Source organism: Streptomyces sp. NPDC000983 (genome assembly GCF_040299205.1).
Classification (GTDB): Bacteria; Actinomycetota; Actinomycetes; order Streptomycetales; family Streptomycetaceae; genus Streptomyces.
In genome coordinates this window covers 40,586-64,170 of the sequence record NZ_JBEPBM010000023.1, presented here as the reverse complement: position 1 = coordinate 64,170, position 23,585 = coordinate 40,586, and the positions used below count along the sequence as shown (strand labels likewise).

General features: G+C 73.2%; 21 protein-coding genes. 15 read left to right on the top strand and 6 right to left on the bottom strand.

Annotated elements, in window-relative coordinates; translation table 11 throughout:
- Positions 1-31 precede the first annotated feature (31 nt).
- From ABT296_RS24875 to ABT296_RS24830, 10 genes are all read left to right on the top strand, one after another.
- Positions 32-721 (top strand): nuclear transport factor 2 family protein, encoded by a 690-nt coding sequence (locus ABT296_RS24875; RefSeq protein ID WP_351930844.1) that lies wholly within the window; start codon positions 32-34, stop codon positions 719-721.
- Positions 718-1,335 (top strand): TetR/AcrR family transcriptional regulator, encoded by a 618-nt coding sequence (locus ABT296_RS24870; protein WP_351930843.1) that lies wholly within the window; start codon positions 718-720, stop codon positions 1,333-1,335. Before ABT296_RS24875 ends, ABT296_RS24870 begins: the two co-directional genes overlap by 4 nt.
- A 27-nt stretch (positions 1,336-1,362) precedes the next feature.
- The gene (locus ABT296_RS24865; protein ID WP_351930842.1) at positions 1,363-1,521 is read left to right on the top strand and encodes a hypothetical protein; all 159 of its coding nucleotides are present in this window, start codon (positions 1,363-1,365) and stop codon (positions 1,519-1,521) included.
- A 69-nt stretch (positions 1,522-1,590) separates the two neighbouring features.
- A complete protein-coding gene (locus ABT296_RS24860) occupies positions 1,591-3,822 on the top strand; it encodes a molybdopterin oxidoreductase family protein (protein ID WP_351930841.1) in 2,232 nt (743 codons plus the stop codon).
- A gap of 134 nt (positions 3,823-3,956) precedes the next feature.
- The gene (locus ABT296_RS24855) at positions 3,957-5,405 is read left to right on the top strand and encodes a CitMHS family transporter (RefSeq protein WP_502977313.1); all 1,449 of its coding nucleotides are present in this window, start codon (positions 3,957-3,959) and stop codon (positions 5,403-5,405) included.
- Between the two features lie 42 nt (positions 5,406-5,447).
- Positions 5,448-6,689, top strand: coding sequence for an MFS transporter (locus ABT296_RS24850; RefSeq protein WP_351930840.1), 1,242 nt, complete (start codon positions 5,448-5,450; stop codon positions 6,687-6,689).
- 441 nt (positions 6,690-7,130) lie between these two features.
- Positions 7,131-8,489, top strand: coding sequence for an ABC transporter ATP-binding protein (locus ABT296_RS24845; protein ID WP_351930839.1), 1,359 nt, complete (start codon positions 7,131-7,133; stop codon positions 8,487-8,489).
- A gap of 19 nt (positions 8,490-8,508) precedes the next feature.
- Entirely contained in the window at positions 8,509-8,976 is a 468-nt protein-coding gene (locus ABT296_RS24840) for a DUF3574 domain-containing protein (protein WP_351930838.1), read from the top strand.
- Between the two features lie 136 nt (positions 8,977-9,112).
- Positions 9,113-10,501: an aldehyde dehydrogenase family protein gene (locus ABT296_RS24835; protein ID WP_351930837.1), complete on the top strand. Its 1,389-nt coding sequence runs from the start codon at positions 9,113-9,115 to the stop codon at positions 10,499-10,501.
- Between the two features lie 14 nt (positions 10,502-10,515).
- A complete protein-coding gene (locus tag ABT296_RS24830) occupies positions 10,516-11,598 on the top strand; it encodes a Zn-dependent alcohol dehydrogenase (protein WP_351930836.1) in 1,083 nt (360 codons plus the stop codon).
- Positions 11,599-12,315: 717 nt separating this feature from the next.
- Here the strand turns inward: ABT296_RS24830 and ABT296_RS24825 are convergent.
- The 3 genes from ABT296_RS24825 to ABT296_RS24815 form a co-directional block, all read right to left on the bottom strand.
- Positions 12,316-13,434 (bottom strand): DMT family transporter, encoded by a 1,119-nt coding sequence (locus ABT296_RS24825; protein ID WP_351930910.1) that lies wholly within the window; start codon positions 13,432-13,434, stop codon positions 12,316-12,318.
- Between the two features lie 53 nt (positions 13,435-13,487).
- Positions 13,488-14,198 (bottom strand): ArsR/SmtB family transcription factor, encoded by a 711-nt coding sequence (locus tag ABT296_RS24820; RefSeq protein ID WP_351930835.1) that lies wholly within the window; start codon positions 14,196-14,198, stop codon positions 13,488-13,490.
- Between the two features lie 74 nt (positions 14,199-14,272).
- Entirely contained in the window at positions 14,273-14,914 is a 642-nt protein-coding gene (locus ABT296_RS24815) for a TetR/AcrR family transcriptional regulator (RefSeq protein ID WP_351930834.1), read from the bottom strand.
- A gap of 64 nt (positions 14,915-14,978) precedes the next feature.
- Here ABT296_RS24815 and ABT296_RS24810 point away from each other — a divergent pair, with 64 nt between their 5' ends.
- The 3 genes from ABT296_RS24810 to ABT296_RS24800 all read left to right on the top strand — a co-directional run bounded on the left by ABT296_RS24810 (position 14,979) and on the right by ABT296_RS24800 (position 17,136).
- Positions 14,979-16,130 carry an acyl-CoA dehydrogenase family protein gene (locus ABT296_RS24810; protein WP_351930833.1) on the top strand — a complete coding sequence of 384 codons (1,152 nt, stop codon included), beginning with the start codon at positions 14,979-14,981 and terminating at the stop codon, positions 16,128-16,130.
- 61 nt (positions 16,131-16,191) lie between these two features.
- Positions 16,192-16,437 carry a YiaA/YiaB family inner membrane protein gene (locus ABT296_RS24805; RefSeq protein ID WP_351930832.1) on the top strand — a complete coding sequence of 82 codons (246 nt, stop codon included), beginning with the start codon at positions 16,192-16,194 and terminating at the stop codon, positions 16,435-16,437.
- Between the two features lie 75 nt (positions 16,438-16,512).
- Positions 16,513-17,136, top strand: a complete 624-nt coding sequence (locus ABT296_RS24800; RefSeq protein WP_351930831.1) for a TetR/AcrR family transcriptional regulator — start codon at positions 16,513-16,515, stop codon at positions 17,134-17,136.
- 43 nt (positions 17,137-17,179) lie between these two features.
- Here the strand turns inward: ABT296_RS24800 and ABT296_RS24795 are convergent, their stop codons facing one another.
- A complete protein-coding gene (locus ABT296_RS24795) occupies positions 17,180-17,641 on the bottom strand; it encodes a MaoC family dehydratase (protein WP_351930830.1) in 462 nt (153 codons plus the stop codon).
- 104 nt (positions 17,642-17,745) lie between these two features.
- Here ABT296_RS24795 and soxR point away from each other — a divergent pair, with 104 nt between their 5' ends.
- Positions 17,746-18,213, top strand: a complete 468-nt coding sequence (gene soxR / locus ABT296_RS24790) for a redox-sensitive transcriptional activator SoxR (RefSeq protein WP_351930829.1) — start codon at positions 17,746-17,748, stop codon at positions 18,211-18,213.
- A 35-nt stretch (positions 18,214-18,248) separates the two neighbouring features.
- Here soxR and ABT296_RS24785 read toward each other — a convergent pair whose 3' ends face one another.
- Both ABT296_RS24785 and ABT296_RS24780 read right to left on the bottom strand, forming a co-directional pair.
- On the bottom strand, positions 18,249-19,328 hold the full coding sequence (locus tag ABT296_RS24785) for an RNA ligase (ATP) (RefSeq protein WP_351930828.1): 1,080 nt from the start codon (positions 19,326-19,328) through the stop codon (positions 18,249-18,251).
- Between the two features lie 216 nt (positions 19,329-19,544).
- Positions 19,545-20,150 (bottom strand): hypothetical protein, encoded by a 606-nt coding sequence (locus ABT296_RS24780; RefSeq protein ID WP_351930827.1) that lies wholly within the window; start codon positions 20,148-20,150, stop codon positions 19,545-19,547.
- A gap of 232 nt (positions 20,151-20,382) precedes the next feature.
- On the opposite strand from ABT296_RS24780, the gene ABT296_RS24775 reads away from it, so the two are divergent.
- The gene (locus ABT296_RS24775; protein ID WP_351930826.1) at positions 20,383-23,178 is read left to right on the top strand and encodes a penicillin acylase family protein; all 2,796 of its coding nucleotides are present in this window, start codon (positions 20,383-20,385) and stop codon (positions 23,176-23,178) included.
- Positions 23,179-23,585 lie beyond the last annotated feature (407 nt).

Sequence of the window (23,585 nt, the reverse complement as noted above, 5' to 3'; positions counted from 1 at the left end):
TGTGTCGGACCTGTGTTCTACGCTCCCCGGCATGTCGTGGAAACGGGGCCCGTTCGCCGCGCTCGCGCTCTGTGTCCTGCTGATGGCCGGAGCCGCGGGCTGCGGCACCAGTGACGCCCGCGAACAGGGGAACGGAAACTCTTCCTCCTCCGCCGTCGGTGAGCTGCTGGAGGACACCGACGAGGCGGGCGGGGTGCTGCGCGAGGTCGACCGGGAGGACGCGCCCGGGGTGCGCGTGGAGGTGCAGCCCGACTCCGGCGACAGCTGGGACGTACGGCTCACGGTGACCGGCTTCCGGTTCTCGCCCCCGGACGCCGAGGCGAAGGCGGTGGCCGGCCGGGGTCAGGCCCGCCTCTACCTCGACGGCCGCCTGATCGCCACACTGACCGGCCCCGAGCACCACCTCCCGGGGTCCCTGGTCCCACGCGGCACCCACCACGTCACCGCCCGCCTCTACGCCGACGACGGCACGGTGTGGGCGGTGGACGGCAAGCCCGTGGAGAGCACCGCGGACATCACGGCGTCGAAGGCGAGCCCGACGACGAGCTCCGGGGCCGCCGGGGCGCGTACCGAGACGACGAGCGCACGGGCCACCGGGCCGCGTCCGCAGACGAGGAGCGCACGGCCCGCCGGGGCGCGTGCGGAGACGATGAGTGCGCAGGCCACCGGAGCGCGTACAGAAGGGCAAGGTTCACCGCACAGCGCCGGAAAGGCATCATGAAGACCGTGCCCCACGCGACCCCGCTCCGTCGTGCGCCCGTACAGCGGCGCAGTGCCGAACGCCTCACCCGGATCCTCGACGCCTGCGCCACCCTCCTCGACGAGGTCGGCTACGAGGCGCTGAGTACCCGTGCCGTGGCCCAGCGGGCCGAGGTGCCCATCGGCTCGGTCTACCGCTTCTTCGGCAACAAACGCCAGATGGCCGACGCCCTCGCCCAGCGCAATCTCGACCGCTACGCCGAGCGCGTCTCCGAACGCCTCGCGGGCGGCCCGGTGGGGGACTGGCGGACCGCCATGGACGCCGTCCTCGACGAGTACCTGCTGATGAAGCGGACCGCGCCCGGCTTCTCGCTCGTCGACTTCGGCAACCAGATACCCGTCGGCGCCCGCCGTTCCGAGCCCAACCACCGGGTCGCCGACCGCCTCACCGACCTCCTCGCCGGCCCCATCGGCCGCACCCCCGACGACGACCTGCGCCGTGTCTTCCTCGTCGCCGTGGAGACCGCCGACACCCTGGTCCACCTGGCCTTCCGGGTCGACCCCGAGGGTGATGCCCGCATCATCGAGGAGACCCGGGAACTGCTGCGCGCCTATCTCGCGCGGGTCCTGGACTGAACGCCTCCCGGACGGCGGCCCGTTGCCGTGGCCGACGGAACGACCCCGGTCGTCCTCGGCGCGCGCGACGGCGCCGTCCGCCGCCGACCGGAGCTGCCCTCGTCCTGCACCGCGCTCACCACGGCTCCCGGCGGTGAACCGGTCGTCGGCACCCGCAACGGGCTGATTCTCTTCGACCGGCCCTGACCCCTCGCCACCATGCATACCGGTCGGTATGCTCACTCGCGTCAGGCATCGCCGCCCCCGGGAGGACCCGTGTCCCGCACCGCTCTGCGCATCTGCCCCCTGTGCGAGGCCACCTGCGGCCTGACGCTCACCGTCGAGGGGAGCCGCGTCACCGGCGCCCGCGGGGACCGCGACGACGTGTTCAGCAAGGGGTTCATCTGCCCCAAGGGCGCCTCCTTCGGGGCCGTCGACGGCGACCCCGACCGGCTGCGCACACCCCTCGTCCGGGAGGACGGCGTACTGCGCGAGGCCACCTGGGAGGAGGCGTTCGACGCCGTCGCCGCCGGGATACGGACCGTCGTCGAGCGGTCGGGGCCGCACGCCGTGGGGATCGTCCTCGGCAACCCCAACGTGCACACCATGGCCGGCGCTCTCTACCCGCCCCTGCTGATCGCCGCGCTCGGCACGCACAGCCTGTTCACCGCGTCCACGGTCGACCAGATGCCCAAGCACGTGTCGAGCGGGCTGCTCTTCGGCGACGCCAACGCCATCCCGGTGCCCGACCTCGACCGCACCGACCATCTGCTCCTCATCGGCGCCAACCCCCTGGAGTCCAACGGCAGTCTCTGCACCGCCCCCGACTTCCCCGGCCGGCTCAAGGCCCTCCGCGCCCGCGGCGGCACGCTGACCGTCATCGACCCGCGCCGCACCCGCACCGCCCGCCTCGCCGACCGGCACATCGCCGTCCGCCCCGGCACCGACGCGCTGCTCCTCGCCGCGATGACCGCCGTCCTCTTCGAGGAAGGGCTCGTCGACCCGGGTGAGCTGGCCCCGCACCTCCAAGGGATCGAGGAACTCCGGGAAGCCGTGAGGGACTTCACTCCCGAGGCCGTCGCCGCCGCCTGCGACGTCGACGCCGGTACGATCCGCGCCCTCGCCCGTGAACTCGCCGCCGCACCCACCGCCGCCGTCTACGGCCGCGTCGGCAGCTCCACCGTCTCCCACGGCACCCTGGCCAACTGGCTGGTGGACGTCCTCAACATCCTCACCGGCAACCTCGACCGCCCCGGCGGCGCCCTCTTCCCGCAGGCCGCCACCGACCGCACACCCCGGCCCGCCGGTCCCAGCCACGGCTTCGCGCTCGGCCGCTGGCACTCCCGGGTCAGCCGGCACCCCGAGGCCAAGGGCGAACTGCCCCTGTCGAGCCTCGCCGAGGAGATCGACACCGCCACCGAGGAGGGCGAGCCGATCCGGGCGCTGATCGCCGTCGGTGCCAACCCGGTGCTCTCCGCGCCCGACGGCGACCGCCTCGACCGGGCGCTGGCCTCCCTGGACTTCATGGTCAGCGTCGACCCGTACCTCAACGAGACCTCGCGCCACGCGACCGTCGTGCTGCCGCCGCCCCCGCCCGGCCAGAGCCCGCACCACGACTTCGCCTTCAACACCCTCGCCGTGCGCAACCAGGTCCGCTACAGCCGTGCCGCCGTCCCCCTGGAGCCCGGCCGGATGGCCGAGACCGAGATCATGGCCCGGCTGGTGCTCGCCGCGAGCGGCATGCACGGCGCCGACCCCGCCGCCGTCGACGAGACGGTCGTCGGCCGGACCCTCGGCAAGGCCGTCAGGGAACCGCACTCCCCGGTCCACGGCCGGGAGGCGGGCGAACTCGCCGCGCTGCTCACCGGCGACACCGGCCCCGAGCGGCGGCTCGACCTCATGCTCCGCCTCGGCCCCTACGGCGACGGCTTCGGCGTACGGCCCGACGGGCTGACGCTGGAGAGGCTGCTCGCGCATCCGCACGGCATCGACCTCGGACCGCTGGCACCCCGGCTGCCCCAGCCGCTGAAGACCCGCAGCGGAAAGGTCGAACTGCTCCCGGAGCCGATCGCCGCCGACCTCCCGCGCCTCAAGGAGGCCCTGCGGGAGCGGCCGGAGGGGCTCGTCCTCGTCGGCCGCCGCCATCTGCGCTCCAACAACAGCTGGCTGCACAACGTCCCCGCGCTCACCGGCGGCACCAACCGGTGCACGGTCCACATCCACCCCGAGGACGCCGAACGCCTCGGCGTGCGCGACGGCGCCGCGGTACGGCTGAAGGGCGCCGGGGGAGAGGTCACCGCGCCCGCCGAGGTCACCGACGCCGTACGCCCCGGCGTCGTCAGCCTGCCGCACGGCTGGGGGCACGACCGGCCCGGCACCCGGACGGCCCATGCCGCGAAGGACCCCGGAGTCAACGTCAACCAGCTCCTCGACGGCACCCTGCTCGACCCCCTGTCGGGCAACGCCGTACTCAACGCGTTCCCCGTCCAGCTCACCGCGCTGACCTGAGCAAAGCTCTGACCTGGAGTTTTGCGCTTATTGCTCGCATGTCAACGTCTTGTTAACGCGAGTTGAAGAGACCTAACGTCGTCGCACCGCCGGCCCTGGTGGGATGTTCAAGGGCGAACGTTAGGTATCCACTCATGCTGACCATCCTCGGCTTCGCCATGATCGCGACCTTCCTGGTCCTGATCATGATGAAGAAGATGTCGCCGATCGCGGCGCTCGTGCTGATCCCGGCACTGTTCTGCGTGTTCGTCGGGAAGGGCGCCCACCTCGGTGACTACGTCATCGAGGGCGTCACCAGCCTCGCCCCCACCGCGGCGATGCTCATGTTCGCGATCGTCTACTTCGGTGTGATGATCGACGTCGGGCTCTTCGACCCGATCGTGCGCGGGATCCTGAAGTTCGCCAAGGCGGACCCGCTGCGGATCGTCGTCGGCACGGCCGTCCTCGCGGCGATCGTCTCCCTCGACGGCGACGGCTCCACCACCTTCATGATCACCGTCTCGGCGATGTATCCGCTCTACAAGCGGCTGAAGATGAGCCTGGTCGTGCTCACCGGTGTCGCGGCCATGGCCAACGGCGTGATGAACACCCTGCCCTGGGGCGGCCCCACCGCCCGCGCCGCCACCGCCCTGAAGCTCGACGCCAGCGACATCTTCGTCCCGATGATCCCGGCCCTCGCCGTCGGCCTGCTCTTCGTGATCGTCCTGTCGTACGTGCTCGGCCTGCGCGAGCGCAAGCGGCTCGGCACGCTCTCCCTGGACGAGGCGCTGGAGCCCCAGGAGGCGGAGACGGTCCTGGTCGGCGCCGGCGGCTCGACCGCCGGGACCAGGGCGGCCGACGGCTCCGGCTCCGGTACCGACGCCGAGGGCACCCACGCCAAGGGCACCCACGCCAAGGGCACCCACGCCACGGGCGTCGCCGACGACGACGCCGACGACGACTTCCAGGGCCTCGACCCCGACCGCGAGACCCTGCGCCCGAAGCTCTACTGGTTCAACGCGCTGCTCACCGTCTCCCTGCTGACCGCCATGATCATGGAGTGGCTGCCGATCCCGGTGCTGTTCCTGCTCGGCGCCGCCCTCGCGCTCTCCGTCAACTACCCCCGCATCCCCGACCAGAAGGCGCGGCTCGCCGCCCACGCCGACAACGTCCTCAACGTCTCCGGGATGGTCTTCGCCGCCGCCGTCTTCACCGGCGTCCTCCAGGGCACCGGCATGGTCGACAGCATGGCCAAGTGGATGGTCGACGTCGTCCCCGAGGGCATGGGCCCGCACATGGCCCTGGTCACCGGCCTGCTGAGCCTGCCGCTCACCTACTTCATGTCCAACGACGGCTTCTACTTCGGCGTCCTGCCGGTCCTCGCCGAGGCCGGTGCCGCGCACGGCGTCTCGCCGCTGGAGATGGCCCGCGCCTCCCTCGTCGGACAGCCGCTGCACATGTCGAGCCCGCTCGTCCCGGCCGTGTACGTCCTGGTCGGCATGGCCAGGGTCGAGTTCGGCGACCACACCCGGTTCGTGGTGAAGTGGGCCGCCCTCACCTGCCTGGTCATCCTCGCGGCGGGCCTCGTCTTCGGCATCATCTGACCGCCCGCAACCAACCGGCCTTCCCCACACAGGAGTTCGTACATGGCGCCCGGCAGGAACCGCGGCTGGCTGCTCCGCCTCGTCATCGCCTTCAGCTTCGCGCAGGCGGCGGTGTCGATGGCCCGGCCCGCCGTCTCCTACCGGGCCCTCGCGCTCGGCGCCGACGAGCGGGCGGTCGGTGTCATCGCCGGTGTCTACGCGCTGCTCCCGCTCTTCGCCGCGGTCCCCCTCGGCCGCCGTACCGACCACGGCCGGTGCGCGCCCCTGCTGCCGGCCGGTGTCATCCTGATCTCCGGCGGCTGCGCGCTGAGCGGCCTCGCCGGGTCGCTGTGGACGATGGCCCTGTGGAGCGGGGTGATGGGGCTCGGCCACCTCTCCTTCGTCATCGGCGCCCAGTCCCTCGTCGCCCGCCAGTCCGCCCCGCACGAACAGGACCGCAACTTCGGGCACTTCACCATCGGCGCCTCGCTCGGCCAGCTCATCGGCCCGGTCGCGGCCGGCGCGCTGATCGGCGGCCACGACATGGCGGGCACCAGCGCGCTCGCCCTGATCGCCGCGGGCGGCGGCGCCGCGGTCGCGTTCACCTCGCTGTGGCGCATCGAGGACCGCCGTACGACGCCGGGGTCCCGCATCGGGCACGGCGACCGGGTCCCCGTGCACCGGATCCTGCGCACCCGGGGCGTACCCGCGGGCATGCTCATCAGCCTCTCCGTGCTCTCCGCGACCGACGTCCTCACCGCCTATCTGCCGGTGGTCGGCGAACACCGGGGCATCGCGCCGTCGATGGTCGGACTGCTGCTCAGCCTGCGGGCGGCGGCGACCATCGCCTGCCGTCTGGTGCTCACCCCGCTGCTGCGGCTGCTCAGCCGCCCCGCCCTGCTGACCGTCACCTGTCTGCTGGCGGCCGTGCTGTGCGCCGCGGTCGCGGTGCCGGTGCCGGTGTGGGCGCTGGCCGTGGTGATGGCGCTGCTCGGCTTCTGCCTCGGCGTCGGCCAGCCGCTGTCCATGACGACGGTCGTCCAGGCCGCCCCCGACGGCGCCCGCTCCACCGCGCTCGCTCTCAGGCTCACCGGCAACCGCCTCGGCCAGGTCGCGGCCCCCGCCACGGCGGGCCTGGTCGCCGGCGTGGCGGGGGTGGCGGCGCCCTTCGTGATGCTGGGCGCGCTGCTCCTGGCCTCGGCGGGCGTGGCCCTGCGCTCCCCGTCGAAGCCGCCGGCGAGCGACCCGGACGCCGACTCCGGCCACTCGGACCGGGCCCGCGCGAAGGCACGGCGCGGCGGCTGAGGGCGGGGGCTGAGGGCGGGGGCTGACGACGGGACTGAGGGCGGGGCCGAGGGCGAGGGCTGAGGGCGAGGGCTGAGAGCGGCTGGCGAAGGCGGCTTCCGAAGGCCGTACGGGCCCGGCCCGGGTGCACGGTTGGCGACGTTCCGGCATGGCCGATCCCTTGCGGAGGGGCTTGCCCTCCCGCCGGGCGGCAACCAGGCCCATACGGGGGCATCTACCCGCCCCGGCACCACTCCCGGCCGTCCCCGCCGCCGCTCCCGGCACTGAATTTGGGCATCCGCTTTCTCAGTTATTGAAAGCCGGCGCCGGATCCCGCCAATTCTCTTCCCCCGCCCGCGCACATTCCGTTAACTTCCGTGACTCACAGGCCCCGTGCGACCCGCACGGGGTGTCCAGCCGCGGAGCACAGGGCCGCCGACGTAGCCCCCGGGGGCACCCCTCATGACACGCGCCATATCTCTGCACGACGTGAGCAAGAGTTACACCAAGGGCGTCCGGGTCGTGGAACGGCTCTCGTTGGACGTCGAACCCGGGGAGTTCCTCGTCCTCCTCGGCCCCTCGGGCTGCGGCAAGTCGACGGTACTGCGCATGATCGCCGGGCTGGAGGATATCGACGCGGGCGAACTGCGGCTCGACGGGGAGTACGCCAACGACCTGCCGCCCTCCGGCCGGGACATGGCGATGGTCTTCCAGAACTTCGCCCTGTACCCGAGCATGACCAGCCGCGACAACATCGGCTTCCCGCTGCGCATCGAGGCCCCCGGCGAGGACCCCCGCCCCCGGGTGGACGCCACCGCGCGGATGCTGGGCATCGAGGAACTGCTCGACCGGCTGCCCGCCCACCTCTCCGGCGGCGAACGCCAGCGCGTCGCCATGGGCCGGGCCATCGCCCGCCACCCCTCCGCCTTCCTGATGGACGAGCCGCTCTCCAACCTCGACGCCAAGCTCCGCAACCACCTGCGGGCGGAAATCACCAAGCTCACCCGGGAGTTGGGCGTCACCACCGTCTACGTCACCCACGACCAGTCCGAGGCGATGTCGCTCGGCGACCGGGTCGCCGTGCTGCGCGGCGGGGTGCTCCAGCAGGTCGGCACCCCGCGCGAGGTCTACGCCCTGCCCCACAACGTCTTCGTCGCCGCCTTCATCGGCGTCCCGCGCATCAACCTGCTGCGCGGAGTGGTCCGCGCCCCGCTGGACGGCGCGATGACCATCAGCCTCGGCAAGCAGTATCTGCGGCTGCCCGAACCGCTCTCCCTCGACCACCAGTTGCTCCGGGTCCAGCAGGGCCGCGAGGTCATCGTGGGCCTGCGCTCGGAGTCCGTGCGGATCGCCAAACCGGCCAACGCGCGGCCCGGCGAGGTACTGATCACCGGCCTGGTGGAGCATGTCGAGTTCCAGGGCCACGAGGTCCTCGTCCACTTCAACACCGGCTCCCGGCCCGCCGTCGTGCCCGAGCTGGAGGCGCCCCGGCCGACGGGCCGGGCCCGGCGCCGCGGACGCCAGGGCGCGACGGTCCTGGAGCGGATCCGGGAGCGGGCGGGCGCCCTGCGGGCCGGGCCGGTCGTCGTCCTGGAGGACCCCGCCGAACCGGCCGACGCCGACGCGCCCCCCGTGTCCGACCCGGTGCCGCCCGAGGGCCGGCTCCCCGGCGACCTCATCGTCCGCACCACGCCCGACATCGACCTCCGGCCGGGCATGCAGGTGCCGCTCCTCGTCGACATCGCCCACCTGTTCGTCTTCGACCAGCACGGCGAACGGATCTGCCCGGCACCGGCGCGGCTGCCGAACCTGGAGGAGTAGGGACGGTAGGGCGTGGGGCATGAAGCAACTCACGCCCCCACGGCCGACCGGCGGACGGGCCGCCCTGGTCACCGCCGCCCTCCTGCTCGCCGTGGCCGCCCCGGCCGCCTACGCCTCCTTCGACGACGGCTCCGTGCCCGCCGTCCCCCGGCGCGGTGCGCCGTACATCGAGACCCGGCTGCTGTTCGGCACCGAGCGCCCCGACGGCGGACCGGCCGTCAGCGACCGGCGGTTCATGGAGTTCGTCGACGAGGAGGTCACCCCGGCCTTCCCGGACGGGCTCACCGTGCAGAGCGGTCGCGGTCAGTGGCGGGACGCGAACGGCACCATCGAGAAGGAACGGTCGTACGAACTGATCCTGCTGTATCCCGTCGCCGAGGCGGCGGCGAGCGACCGCGGCATCGAGGAGATCCGCCGGGCCTACGAGGAGGAGTTCGGCCAGGAGGCGGTGGGGAGGGTGGACGACCGGATCACGGTCGACTTCTGAGTCCGCCGCCGTGTTCCGGGTCCACTCCCGCGCGGGGTGAGCTGTGCCATGCGGACAGTGCCTGGTGCCGGAAAACTAACGGCGCTAGTTTAAGGGTCCACGCACGCGCATCCGCAGGACGTCCGGAAGGAACGCGATGAAGGCACACGGCGGCTTCTACATCGACGGAGCCTGGCGGCCCGCCGTCGGCCGGGACACGATCGACGTCGTGAACCCGGCCGACGAACAGCTTCTCGCCCAGGTCCCGGCCGGCACCCCCGAGGACGTGGACACGGCCGTACGCGCCGCGCGCCGCGCCCTCGCGGGCTGGGCCGCGACCCCGCCCGCGGCGCGCGCCGAACGCCTCGCGGCGCTGCGGGACGTCCTGGCCGCCCGCAAGGACGAGATCGCCGCCACGGTCACCGCGGAACTCGGCTCCCCGCTCGCCTTCTCGCAGGCCGTCCACGCCTCCGTACCGGTCGCCGTCGCGGCCTCGTACGCCGAGATCGCCGCCACCCACGCGTTCGAGGAGAAGGTCGGCAACTCCACCGTCCTGCACGAACCGGTCGGCGTGGTCGGCGCGATCACCCCCTGGAACTACCCGCTCCACCAGATCGTCGCCAAGGTCGCCCCCGCGCTCGCGGCGGGCTGCACGGTCGTGCTGAAGCCCGCCGAGGACACCCCGCTGACCGCCCAGCTCTTCGCCGAGGCCATCGACGAGGCGGGGTTCCCGGCCGGCGTCCTCAACCTGGTCACCGGGATCGGCCGGGTGGCGGGCCAGGCGCTCGCCGAGCATCCCGGGGTCGACCTGGTCTCCTTCACCGGCTCCACCGCCGTCGGCCGGCAGATCGCCGTGACGGCCGGCGCCGCCGTCAAGAAGGTCGCCCTGGAGCTCGGCGGCAAGTCCGCCAACGTCATCCTGCCCGGCGCCGACCTCGCCAAGGCCGTCAACGTCGGCGTCGCCAACGTGATGTCCAACTCCGGCCAGACGTGCAGTGCCTGGACCCGGATGCTCGTGCACACCGACCACTACGACGAGGCCGTCGCACTGGCCGCCGCGGCCGCCGCGAAGTACGCCGAGCGCATCGGGCCGCTGGTCAACGCCGGGCAGCGGGACCGGGTCCGCGGCTACATCGACAAGGGCGTCGCCGAGGGCGCCCGGCTGGTCGCGGGCGGCACCGAACCGCCGCGCGAGCACGGCTACTTCGTCAGCCCCACCGTCTTCGCCGACGTCACCCCCGAGATGACGATCGCGCAGGAGGAGATCTTCGGTCCGGTCCTGTCGATCCTGCGCTACCAGGACGAGGACGACGCCCTGCGCATCGCCAACGGCACCGTGTACGGCCTGGCCGGAGCCGTGTGGGCGGCCGAGGAGGCCCAGGCGGTCGCCTTCGCCCGGCGGATGGAGACCGGCCAGGTCGACATCAACGGCGGCCGCTTCAACCCCCTCGCCCCGTTCGGCGGCTACAAGCAGTCCGGCGTCGGGCGTGAGCTCGGCACGCACGGGCTCGCCGAATACCTTCAGACCAAGTCCCTCCAGTTCTAGAGGAGTTCACACCGATGGTTCGCGCCGCCGTTCTGCCCGCCGTGGGTGCTCCGCTGGAGATCGCCGAGATCGAACTGCCCGAACCGGGCCCCGGCCGGGTGAGGGTCCGGCTCGCCGCGGCGGGGGTCTGCCACTCCGACCTGTCCCTGTCCGACGGCACGATGCGACTGCCCGTCCCGGCCGTCCTCGGCCACGAGGGCGCGGGCACCGTGGTCGCGGTCGGCGAGGGCGTCACCGACCTCGCCCCGGGCGCCCGGGTCGTCCTCAACTGGGCTCCCTCCTGCGGAACTTGCCACCCCTGCTCACTCGGCGAGGTGTGGCTCTGCGTCAACGCCCTCAACGGCTCCGCCGGCGTCCACGCCCACCGCGCCGACGACGGCACCGCCCTGCACCCCGGCCTGAACGTCGCCGCGTTCGCCGAGGAGACGGTCGTCCCCGTCTCCTGCGTCCTGCCCGCCCCCGACGGCGTCCCGCTCACCGAGGCCGCCCTGCTCGGCTGCGCGGTCCTGACCGGCTACGGCGCCGTCCACCACTCGGCGCGGGTGCGGGCCGGTGAGACGGTCGCCGTGTACGGCGTCGGCGGGGTGGGCCTCGCGGCCCTCCAGTCGGCCCGGATCGCGGGCGCCTCGCGGATCGTGGCGGTGGACGTCTCCCCGGCGAAGGAGGAACTGGCCCGCGCGGCCGGCGCCACCGACTACGTCGTCGCCTCGGAGACCACCGCCCGCGAGATCCGCGCCCTGACCGGCAAGCAGGGCGTGGACGTGGCGATCGAGTGCGTGGGCCGGGCCTCCGCGATCCGCACCGCCTGGGACTCCACCCGCCGCGGCGGCCGCACCACGGTCGTCGGCATCGGCGGCAAGGACCAGCAGGTCACCTTCAACGCCCTGGAGATCTTCCACTGGGGCCGCACCCTCACGGGCTGCGTCTACGGCGACTCCGACCCCGCCCGCGACATCCCGCTCCTCGCCGAACACGTCCGCGAGGGCCGCCTGGACCTGGACCTGCTGGTGACGGAACGCATCGCCCTGGAAGGCATCCCCGCCGCCTTCGAAAACATGCTGGCAGGCAAGGGAGGCCGCGCACTGGTCACCTTCTGACCGGGGCCGGCCGTCCTCCTACGGGGGGTGTACGGGGGCGGGCCTGTCGGCGTCGGAGGGCGTACGGGGGCGGGCCTGTCGGCGGACGGAGTACGTGGACCGGCCGGTCGGGGACGGAGGGTGTACGGCGTCGGCTGGTCCGCGACGGAAGGGGCACGGAGGCTTGTCGCCGCGGCAAGGGTGGCGCGTACGCAGGCACGATTCGCGCCCCCGCGAGGCAGGGCGCCGTACGCGCACGGCGCCAAGTCCTCTGTCCCCGCGCCTTCCGGCAGCCCCTCGGCCCGCCGTCTCGCGCCGACTGCCGCCACCGGCCCGGCATCGGCGCCCCGGGCCGGCCTGGCGCCGCAGGTCGGCTCGTCCTGAGCGGGAGTTGGGTCTGCTGCCGCCCGTGCCCGCTGCTGCGGTCGGCTCGGCTGCTGCCGCAGACTCGATATCAGGGGCCGGGCCTGCCCGATACCGTGGGTCGGCCCATCCTGTGCGGGAGTGTGGTCTTCTGCCGCCCGGCTGACTGCTGCCGTCGGCCTGGTATCGGCTGCCCGGGCCTGCCCCACGCCTCGGGTCGGCCCAGCCCGCGCGGGCGTTCGGACCGCCACCCCTCAGCCCCGGCTGCTGCCCCTCCTCCGCCCCGGCAGTTGCGGCGCTCGACCGCCGCCGCAGGCTCGGCCGCGGCGGCCCGGGCCCGCCCGACAACCCCCGGCCGGCCCCGTGCGCGGAGTTTCAGTCCGCCGTACCGTTGCCGCCCGAAGCCGCCGCCTCGGCGCCTGCCGTCGGGCCCGCGACGGCGCCCCGGGCCCGCCCCGCACTCTCCGCCCGCTCCGCACCCTCCGCGAGCCCCACGCCCTCCGCCCGCCCCGCATCCCCCGCGAGCCCCGCACCCTCCGCGCACACCGCGTCCTCGCCACCCGCACCCTCACCCAGCGCACCCCCCGCCCCCCGCTCCCCGCCCGCCCCCGGCGACGGGCGGGACCGGGACACCGCCACTCCCAGCAGGCACAGGGCCCCGCCCGCCAGGGTCAGTGCCCCCGGTACCTCGCCGAGGGCCAGCCAGGACATCAGGACGACCAGGGCCGGCACCGCGTACGTCGTCGCGCCCATGCGGCTGGCGGTCGTCCGGGCCAGGGCGTACGCCCAGGTCGTGAAGGCCAGTGCGGTGGGGAAGACGCCCAGGTACAGCATGTTGAGCGTCGCCGACGCCGGCGCCACGGCCACCTCGTGCACCAGTTGGGGAGCGAACGGCAGACAGGCCACCGCGCCCACCAGGCACCCGAACGTCGTCACCTGGAGCGGGCTCGCGTGGCCCAGCGCCGGCTTCTGCGCGACGACACCCCCGGCGTACCCGACCGCCGCCAGCAGGCACAGCACCACACCGAGCAGCGAGGAGCCGCCCCCGCCCGACATCGACAGACCCACCGTCACCGCGCCCGCGAACGACACCGCCATGCCCGCCAGCAGCCGCGGCGGCATCGCGTCACCGAGCAGCCGGGCCCCGAGCAGCGCCACCAGGATCGGTCCGATGTTCACCACCAGCGCCGCCGTACCGGCGTCCACCTGCTGTTCGCCCCAGTTCAGGGCCACCATGTAGAACCCGAACCACAGCACCCCGGACAGGGCGATCCCGCGCCACGCGGGCCGCGGCGGCCACCCCTCCCGCCGTACGACGCAGATGACGCCGAGGACCAGCGCCCCGGCGAGCAGCCGCCCGAGCGCCAGCGCGCCCGGCGCGTACGAGGCGCCCGCGCTGCGGATCGAGACGAACGCGGAGGCCCACAGCACGACGGTGACCGTGGCGGCACCGGCGGCGAGGAGTTCGGGACGGCGGGCGGGGGAGACGTTCATCATGCTCCGGAGGGTAGGCAGGGACGGGCGTACGCGCTCGCGGATTTCGGACCTCACCGCAGGGACCCGGCGGGGATGCCGAGCAGCTCGGACAGCGCCCGCTCCCCGGCCTCCGTGACCCGGACCGCCCGCTCGGAGCCGATCCGTTCGCACCACCCGGCCTCCAGCGCGTGCGCGCACACCGCGGCACCGGCGACGCCCCCCAGGTGCGGCCGCCGCTCGGTCCAGTCCAGGCAGGCCCGCGCCAGCGGCCGCCGGCCGCCCCGGGCGAGTGGGATTCCAGCGGCGGCGAACCACGACACGCCCTCGTCGGTGAGCGCGAAACCGGTGTCCCGGCGCAGCAGCCCCAGCTCCGCGAACGCGTCGGTCACCGCGATCCCGAGCCGCCCGGCGAGATGGTCGTAGCAGGTCCGCCCGCGCGCCATGGCCGCCCCGGCACTGGCCTGCCGCAGGTTCCGCGGCGGTGCGGCGGCCCGGGGCGCCACATGCGCGGCCAGGTCCTCCACCAGTTGCGCGGCGCGGGCGTCGGCGAGCCGGACGTAACGGTGCCGGCCCTGCCGCTCCTCGGCGAGCAGTCCGCCCGAGACGAGCCGGCCCAGGTGCTCGCTGAGCGTCGACGCGGCGACCCCGGCGTGCCGGGCCAGTTCACCGGCGGTCCGGGCCCGCCCGTCGAGCAGCGCCAGCAGGCAGACGGCCCGGGTCTCGTCGGCGATGAGCCCGGCGAACCGGGCGAGGTGGGGTGCGCGTGGATCGCGGTCGGTCATGGACACCAGGATGCGCCCCGCTCACTTCGGCCCCGGCCGAACAATCGCCGGGGGCGGGACCGGCGGGGGCGGCGTCACACCGCCCGGTCGAGGGCCTCGTACTGCCGCTCCAGACCGTCCAGCAGCGCCGCGAGCCCGGTCTCGAAGGCCCGCTCGTCGATCTTCTCCTGCCGCTCGGCGAGCAGGTGGGCCTGGCCCAGGTGCGGGTAGTCGGCGGGGTCGTAGGCGCTCTCGTCGTCGACGAATCCGCCCGCGAACGAGCCCAGCGCGGAGCCCATGATGAAGTACCGCATCAACGCGCCGATCGAGGTGGCCTGCGCGGCGGGCCAGCCCGCCGCCACCATCGCCCCGTACACCGCGTCCGCGAGCCGCAGCGCGGCCGGACGGCGGCCGGGGCCGCGGGCGAGGACCGGCACGATGTTCGGGTGGTCGCGCAGGGCCGCCCGGTAGGAGACCGCCCAGTCGTGCAGCGCGGTGCGCCAGTCGCGGCCGTCCTCGAACATCGACAGGTCGACCTGCGCGCTCACCGAGTCGGCGACCGCCTCCAGGATCTGGTCCTTGGTGCGGAAGTGGTTGTAGAGCGAGGGCCCGCTCACCCCCAGCTCCGCGGCGAGCCGCCGGGTGGAGACGGCCGCGAGGCCCTCCGCGTCCACGAGCACCCGCGCCGTGTCCACGATCCGGTCGGTGCTGAGCAGGGGCTTGCGCGGTCGGGCCATGGCGCACATAGTAGGGCTGCGACTGGAAACTAGCAGTGCTAATTTAAATGGGGGGTGGCCCGGAATGAACCTGGAGCTCAGCGAGGAGCAGACCGCCGTACGGCGGCTGGCCCGGGACTTCGTGGCCCGCGAGATCGCCCCGCACGTCGTCGCCTGGGACCGCGCGGAGGAGGTCGACCGGGGCATCGTCAAGAAGCTCGGCGAGGTCGGCTTCCTCGGGCTGACCGTCGACGAGGAGTACGGCGGCTCCGGCGGCGACCACCTCGCGTACTGCCTGGTCACCGAGGAACTCGGGCGCGGTGACTCCTCGGTGCGCGGCATCGTCTCGGTCTCCCTGGGCCTGGTCGCCAAGACGATCGCCGCCCGGGGGAGCGAGGAGCAGAAGCGGCGCTGGCTGCCGGGACTGACCGGCGGCGAACTGGTCGGCTGCTTCGGACTGACCGAGCCCGGCACCGGCTCCGACGCGGGCAACCTCACCACCCGGGCCGTGCGGGACGGCGACGACTACGTCATCGACGGCACCAAGATGTTCATCACCAACGGCACCTGGGCCGATGTCGTGCTGCTCTTCGCCCGCTCCACCGACGCCCCCGGCCACAAGGGCGTCTCCGCCTTCCTGGTGCCCACCGACACCCCCGGCCTGACCCGCAGGACCGTCCACGGCAAGCTCGGCCTGCGCGGCCAGGCCACCGCCGAACTCGTCCTGGAGGGCGTGCGGGTGCCCGCCTCGGCGCTGCTCGGCGAGGAGGGGAAGGGGTTCTCGATCGCCATGTCGGCGCTGGCCAAGGGCCGGATGTCGGTCGCGGCGGGCTGTGTGGGCCTGGCCCAGGCCGCGCTGGACGTGGCCGTGCGGTACGCGGGGGAGCGCGAGCAGTTCGGGAAGACCATCGCCCACCACCAGCTGGTGCAGGAGCTGATCAGCGACATCGACGTCGACGTCGACGCCGCCCGGCTGCTCACCTGGCGGGTCGCCGACCTGATCGACCGCGGCCTGCCGTTCGCCGTGGAGTCCTCCAAAGCCAAGCTGTTCGCCTCGGAAGCGGCCGTCCGGGCCGCCAACAACGCCCTCCAGGTCTTCGGCGGCTACGGCTACATCGACGAGTACCCGGCGGGCAAGCTGCTGCGCGACGCCCGGGTGATGACCCTCTACGAGGGCACGAGCCAGATCCAGAAGCTGGTGATCGGCCGCGCGCTCACGGGGGTCTCCGCGTTCTGAGTAGCCGAACTGAGTACGTGCGCGGATGTGCCGGGCGCCGCGTCCGGCGAGCCTTGTCCCCATGAGTGAGACACCGGGCAAACCACAGAACACGGCCGCCTTCTACGGCCAGGCCGTCGCCTCCTTCGCCGTCGCCATCGCGGCCACCGCCATCGGCATCTACCGTCTAGAGGCCGACCCCTGGGTCCGTGCCTTCCTCGGTATAGCCGTGCTCTACCTCGTCACCTCCGCCTTCACCCTCGCCAAGGTCATCCGCGACCGGCAGGACGGCGCGGCCCGCCACTACGGCCCGTACGAGAAGCTCTGAGCGAACACGCGCTAAGCGCCCGCTCATCGTCGGCGGTATGGTGGTGACCCTGTCATCGAGAGGGGCGAACGAGCGATGAGTACGGCGGAGGAGACGGCCGGCGACGAGGGGACGGCGTGGGGCGAGGTCACGCCCGACGCTGCCAGGCGGCTGCTGGTCGCCGCGGTGGAGGCCTTCGCCGAGCGCGGCTACCACGCCACCACGACCCGCGACATCGCGGGCCGGGCCGGGATGAGCCCGGCCGCGCTCTACATCCACTACAAGACCAAGGAAGAGCTGCTCCACCGCATCAGCCGGATCGGCCACGAGAAGGCGGTGGACATCCTGCGCACCGCGTCGGGGCGCGAGGGCAGCGCCACCGACCGGCTCGCGGACGCGGTGAGCTCGTTCGTCCGCTGGCACGCGGGCGGCCGTACGACGGCCCGTGTGGTCCAGTACGAGCTGGACTCGCTCGGCCCCGAGGCCCGCGAGGAGATCGTCGGACTGCGCCGGCAGGCCGACGCCGAGGTCCGCGGGATCATCCAGGACGGCGTGGCCTCCGGCGAGTTCGACGTGCCGGACGTCAAGGGCACCACCCTCGCCGTGCTCTCGCTCTGCGTGGACGTGGCCCGCTGGTTCGACGTGCGTGGCTCCTGGACCCCCGAGGAGGTCGGCGAACTGTACGCCGACCTCGTGCTGCGGATGGTCGGGGCGAAGTAGGGCCGGGGCCCTTCTCCCGCGCAGATCCGTCGGAAGGGCCGCCCTACAGGTAGTAGCGCGCCACCGACTCGGCGACGCACACCGGCTTCTCGCCGCCCTCGCGCTCCACCGTGAACGCGACCGTCACCTGCACACCGCCGGTGACGTCGTCCACGCCGGTGATCGTGCCGGTGGCGCGCAGCCGTGAGCCGACCGGGACCGGGGCGGGGAAACGGACCTTGTTGGTGCCGTAGTTGACGCCCATCTTCACGCCCTCGACCCGGATCAGCTGCGGTCCGAACAGGGGCAGCAGCGACAGGGTGAGGTACCCGTGGGCGATGGTCGTCCCGAAGGGGCCGGCGGCGGCCTTCCCGGGGTCGACGTGGATCCACTGGTGGTCCCCGGTCGCCTCCGCGAACAGATCGATCCGCTTCTGGTCGATCTCCACCCAGTCGGTGTGACCCAGCTGCTCGCCGATCGCGGCCTTCAGGTCGTCGACGGAGGTGAAGCTCCTCGGTTCTGCCATGTCCCTGGCCTCCCAAAAGTCTAAGCGACTGCTTAGCATGGTCGGCCGGGAGGGCGTCTGTCAACGGATCCGGCGCCGTGCCGGAGGTGGGTAGGCTCCCAGGGGTGCCCCAGATTCCCGAGAAGATCCACGAGCTCACGGTCGGCCAGCTCGCCGCACGCAGCGGCGCCGCCGTCTCCGCCCTGCACTTCTACGAGGCCAAGGGCCTGATCGGCAGCCGCCGCACCGCCGGCAACCAGCGCCGCTACGGCCGGGACACCCTGCGCCGGGTCGCCTTCATCCGCGCGGCCCAGCGCGTGGGCATCCCCCTCGCCACCATCCGCGAGGCGCTCGCCGAACTCCCCGAGGAACGCACCCCCACCCACGAGGACTGGGCACGCCTGTCCCAGGCGTGGCGGGCCGAACTCGACGAGCGGATCACCCAGCTGAACCGGCTGCGCGACCATCTGACCGACTGCATCGGCTGCGGCTGCCTCTCCCTGGACACCTGTGTGCTGTCCAACCCGGACGACGTCTTCGGCGAACACCTCACCGGTTCCCGGCTGCTGGCGGAGCGCCGCCCGGCCCGCTGACCGCGGCGGGGGCCGGGCCCCCGCCGCCGGCCGCCTCACTCGTACTCGGTGCCGCCCTTGCGGGTCAGATACGCGGGGCTGACCGCCTTGGCGATGGCCCGGCCGCCGGTGACCGTGCTGTGCCGCTCCTTCGCCGCGCGGATCACCACGCCCTCGCGCAGGTGCAGCTCCCGCCCCGACACCGTCTCCCGGCCGCTCGCGATCTCCAGCACCCGCTCGCTGTCGTACGGACCCTCGTACAGCCGGGGCGCCAACGGCAGCGCGTCCCCGATCAGTTCGGCGGCGTCCAGCCAGCGGACCGTGCCGTCGATCTCCGCCGAGACGTCGAACGCCGCGTACCCCAGGGTCTCCCGTCGGCCGTCCGCGCCGTACGTCAGGTCCTGGACGCCCGCCCCGTACACCTCGCCGAAGATCCCGACCCGCCGCGCGCCCAGGCGCCGGGCCAGCTCGGCCGCCACCTCGGCGACGCCGTGCCCGCGCACCGCACGCCAGTACAGGTTCCGCGGATCCTCCTTCAGCGCAAGGGACTTCGCGCCGAACCCCTTGGAGGACACGTGCACCCGCTCCGTGCCGTCGTCCCCCGGCGCGACGTACGTCAGCAGGCACGCCGACCCGTGCAGTTTCTCGGTCAGCACCACCGGCTCGCCCGCGTCGAAGATCCCCGGGTACCGCTGGATGTTCTCGATGTCCGTCCACGGCAAAAGGTCCGGCGCCGACTCCACCTCGCCCGACATGGTCGGCGGTACCGGCGGCACCCACTTGGCTATGCCCAGCCGCTCCGCGAAGTCCGTGCCCTCCGCGGCGGCCCGGACCAGGTCCACCCCCGCCAGCGCGGCCGGCCGGCACACGATCCCCTGCGACAGCTCCCCGCGCAGCCGGACCGCCTTGACCCGGTCGGAGTTGCTCCCCGCCAGCCGCCCGGTCAGCCCCAGCTCCTCGACCAGCGCGGCCGGCAGCACGGACTGCTCGGGGATGTACACGGCGACCTCGCCGGTACGGTAGGCGCCCTTGGCCACGACCGCCCGGTACAGGCCCACCTGGGCCAGTTCGAGGGCGTCGGCGTTGGGGTGTTCGAGGACGGTCAGCACTTCCGCGGTGACACGCAGCGTGGACATCGGCGGCTCCTGGTTCGTTCGTCAGCCGGGTCTCATCGCCGCCCACTCTCCTTGCGGCAAACGGCTGGAACGACCGGATTTCCGCCTGCTATGGGGCCCGCGGGGCGAGGCGGACCGGCGGCCCCGGGCACCGGCCGCTCCGGTCGGGGGTGCGGCATCCCCTGCGCACCCCCCGTGCGCACCCCCCTCGCGGATCGCTCGGATCGCTCGGACCGCTCAGGCCGACATCAGCAGCCGGCGTTCGCGCCGGGCGGCCGCCAGCGCCTCCGGCGTCAGCACCGGACGCGGCACCACGATGCCGCAGTCCCCGCAGACCGGACCCGAGGAGGGCTCATGGGCCAGGTCGTACCTCCAGGTCAGCCGCTCCCCGTCGCACACCGGGCAGGCGGCGCCCGGATCGCGCTCCAGCGCGGAGATCAGCCTGCGCAGCACCTCGGCCAGCGGCTCACGGGGATGAACCCGCGGGTCGTCGCACCACGCCACACCGAAACCGCCCCAGGTCAGCCGGTGCCAGTCGTCGACACTTCCGGGCCTGCGCAGCCCGTCGTGCTTCTCCTTCCTGCGGCGGCCGGCGAACTCGGCCTCGTAGGCCAGCCAGACCGAACGCGCCTCCTCCAGCTCGTCCAACGCGGCCACGAGCCGCGCCGGGTCCGGGGAGCGGTCCTCGGGGCCGAACCCCGCCCGGGAGCTGAGGTGGTCCCAGGTCGCCCTGTGTCCGTAAGGAGCGAACCGCTCAAGGCACTTGCGCAGCGAATAGCGCCGAAGCGCCAGATCGCTGCGCGGGTCGCGCACCTGTCTCGCCAGACTCCGGAAACCGGCCATCGCCCTGCACCTCCGTCACACCTGCACCTGTACTTCGGTCACTTCGGCGTCGTCGTTCGGACGTCTCCGAGTAGACGTATCGACACGCGATTCGGCTCCCTCCGATTTCCGGCGGACCCCCTCGGCCCGGCCGCGCGCCGCTCCCAACTCCCCGAAAGCTGACGCATGTTCATCTTCAATCCCGGGGATACCGCCGGTAACGTCCGGCCCACCCCCGTCGGTAGGAGCTGCCATGCCACGGCGCATCCCCCGCACCGCGCTCGACAGACTGAGAACTCCCGGCACATTCCCCGGGTTCCTGAAGACGGCATCCGTATGCGCGCTCATTGCCGGTCTTTTGTCACCGCTTTCCCAAGCGGTCGCCGCCCAGGAGGCGGAGACCGCCGTGGTCGCGGTCGCCGACCACTGCGGCGGACAGTGCTCCGACATCCTGCCGCCGGGCGAGAACGGCAACGCCACCCTGGCCCAGATCCTGCTCAACCAGGCCTTCGGCACCATGCCCGAACACGCCTCCGACCAGCTCGGACCCTATGCCGCGCTCGCCACCGGCCACCGCACCCTCACCAGCGCCACCCTCGGCGCCTTCTTCAACGACGCCTCCTTCGGCGTCCCCGCCGACCAGGTCGCCTCCACCGTCCGCCCGGCCGGCCGCACCGACGTCACCATCGTCCGGGACAAGAAGACCGGTGTGCCGCACATCACGGGCACCACCCGCTACGGCACCGAGTTCGGCGCCGGATACGCGGCGGCCCAGGACCGGCTCTGGCTCATGGACGTCTTCCGGCACGTCGGCCGCGGACAGCTCACCCCCTTCGCCGGCGGCGACCCCGCCAACCAGGGCCTCGAACAGGAATTCTGGCGTCACGCGCCGTACACCGAGGCCGACCTCCAGGCCCAGATCGACAGCGCCGCCGCCGACAACGGGGCCCGCGGCCAGCTCGCCCTCGCCGACGTCAACGCCTACGTCGACGGCATCAACGCCTACATCGACGCCTCCGACAGCGGCCGCTACTACCCCGGCGAGTACGTCCTGACCGGCCACAAGGACTCGATCACCAACGCGGGCACCATCGAGCACTTCAAACCCACCGACCTGGTCGCGCTGGCCTCCGTCATCGGCGCCCTGTTCGGCTCCGGGGGCGGCGGCGAGGTCAACAACGCCCTCTCACTGCTCGCCGCCCAGGAGCGGTACGGCGTCGCCGAGGGCACCGCCGTCTGGGAGTCCTTCCGGATGCGCGACGACCCCGAGGCCGCCCTCACCGTCCGCGGACAGAGCTTCCCCTACGCCGAGAAGCCCGCGAACCCCCAGGGCACCGCCCTGCCCGACGCCGGCACCGTCACCGCCGAACCCCTCGTGCACGACCGCACCGGCAGCGCGGCGACCTCCACCGCCGCCGAGACCTCCGCCGCCGCGACCCGCTCGGCCGTGAGCTCGGCCCGGCGGGGCATGTCCAACGCCCTCGTGGTCAGCGGCGACCACACCGCGAGCGGCCACCCCATCGCCGTCTTCGGCCCGCAGACCGGCTACTTCGCCCCCCAGCTCCTGCTGCTCCAGGAGATCCAGGGCCCCGGCATCAGCGCCCGCGGCGCGTCCTTCGCGGGACTGAGCATGTACGTCGAACTCGGCCGCGGCCAGGACTACTCCTGGAGCGCCACCACCTCCGGCCAGGACATCATCGACACCTACGCCGTCGAGCTGTGCCGGGACGACTTCCACTACCTCCACCGCGGCACCTGCACCGCGATGGAGCAGGTCGAGCGGAAGAACGCCTGGAAGCCGACCACCGCCGACGACACCCCGGCCGGCTCGTACACCATGCGGGTCTGGCGGACGAAGTACGGGCCCGTCACGCACCGCGCCACCGTCGACGGCAAACGCGTCGCCTACACCACGCTGCGCTCGTCCTACCTGCACGAGGCCGACTCCATCATCGGCTTCCAGATGCTCAACGACCCGGACCACGTGAAGGGGCCCGAGACCTTCCGCACGGCGGTGGAGCACATCAACTTCACCTTCAACTGGTTCTACGCCGACTCCGAGCACACCGCGTACTACAACAGCGGCGACAACCCGGTCCGGGCCACCGGCGTCGACGCCGAGTTCCCGGTGTGGGCCCAGCCCGCGTACGAGTGGCGGAACTGGGACCCGACGGCGAACACCGCGTCCTACACCCCGTCCTCGGCGCACCCCAACTCCGTCGACCAGGACTACTACATCTCCTGGAACAACAAGCAGGCGTCCCGCTACACCACCGCCCCCTGGGGCGACGGCTCGGTGCACCGCGGCGACCTCCTCGACGACCGGGTGGGCCGGCTGGTCGCCCAGGGCGGGGTGACCCGCGCCGCGCTGGTCAAGGCGATGGCCGAGGCGGGCGTCACCGACCTGCGGGCCGAGGACGTCCTGCCGGACCTCCTCAAGGTCGTCACCAGCACACCGGTGACCGACACGGTCGCCAAGGCGGCCGCCGACAAGCTCTCCGCGTGGGTTGCCGCGGGCTCCCGCCGCACCGAGACCTCGGCGGGTTCCAAGACCTACGCGCACGCCGACGCGATCCGCGTCCTGGACGCCTGGTGGCCGCTGCTGGTGCAGGCCGAGTTCCAACCGGGCCTGGGCGGCGAGCTGTTCACCGCCCTCACCGCCAACCTGCCCGTCGACGAGACCCCCTCCGCCGCGCACGGACCGACCGGCGCCCACGCCGGCAGTGCCTTCCAGTACGGCTGGTGGAGCTATGTCGACAAGGACCTGCGGTCGGTGCTCGGCGAACCCGTCCAGGGGCCGCTGGCCCGCGAGTACTGCGGCGACGGCAGCCTCAGCGCCTGCCGGGACACCCTCATCAGCACCCTGAAACAGGCGGCCGGCCGAACCGCGGCCCAGGTCTACCCCGGCGACGAGGGCTGCGCGGCGGGCGACCAGTGGTGCGCCGACTCGATCGTCCAACGCCCCCTGGGCGGCATCAATCACCCCCGCACCACCTGGCAGAACCGCCCGACGTACCAACAGGTGGTGGAGTTCCCCGCACACCGATGACGCGACCCCGGGCGGTACGGCCCAAGCGGGCGGTACGGCCCAAGCGGGCGGCACCGCCCAAGCAGTTGGCCCCACGCCAGATGGCATCGCCAGCAGGTGTTGGCGCCCGCTCGGCGGTGCCGCAGGCAGCCGGTGCCGCCGAGGCAGGTGGCGCCGCCAGGCGGGCGGCCCTGCCCTGCAGGTGTTGGCGCCTGCACGGCCGCGGCGCCGCGCGGGCGAGCGCCCCGCTCGGTGGCTCCGCCATGCAGGTGTTCGGCGCTCAGTCGGGCGGTTTCGCCACTCAGCCTGTGCCGCTGTACTGGCTTTGCTGCCGAGGCAGGTGGCGCCGCCAGGCGGGCGGCCCTGCCCTGCAGGTGTTGGCGCCTGCACGGCCGCGGCGCCGCGCGGGCGAGCGCCCCGCTCGGTCG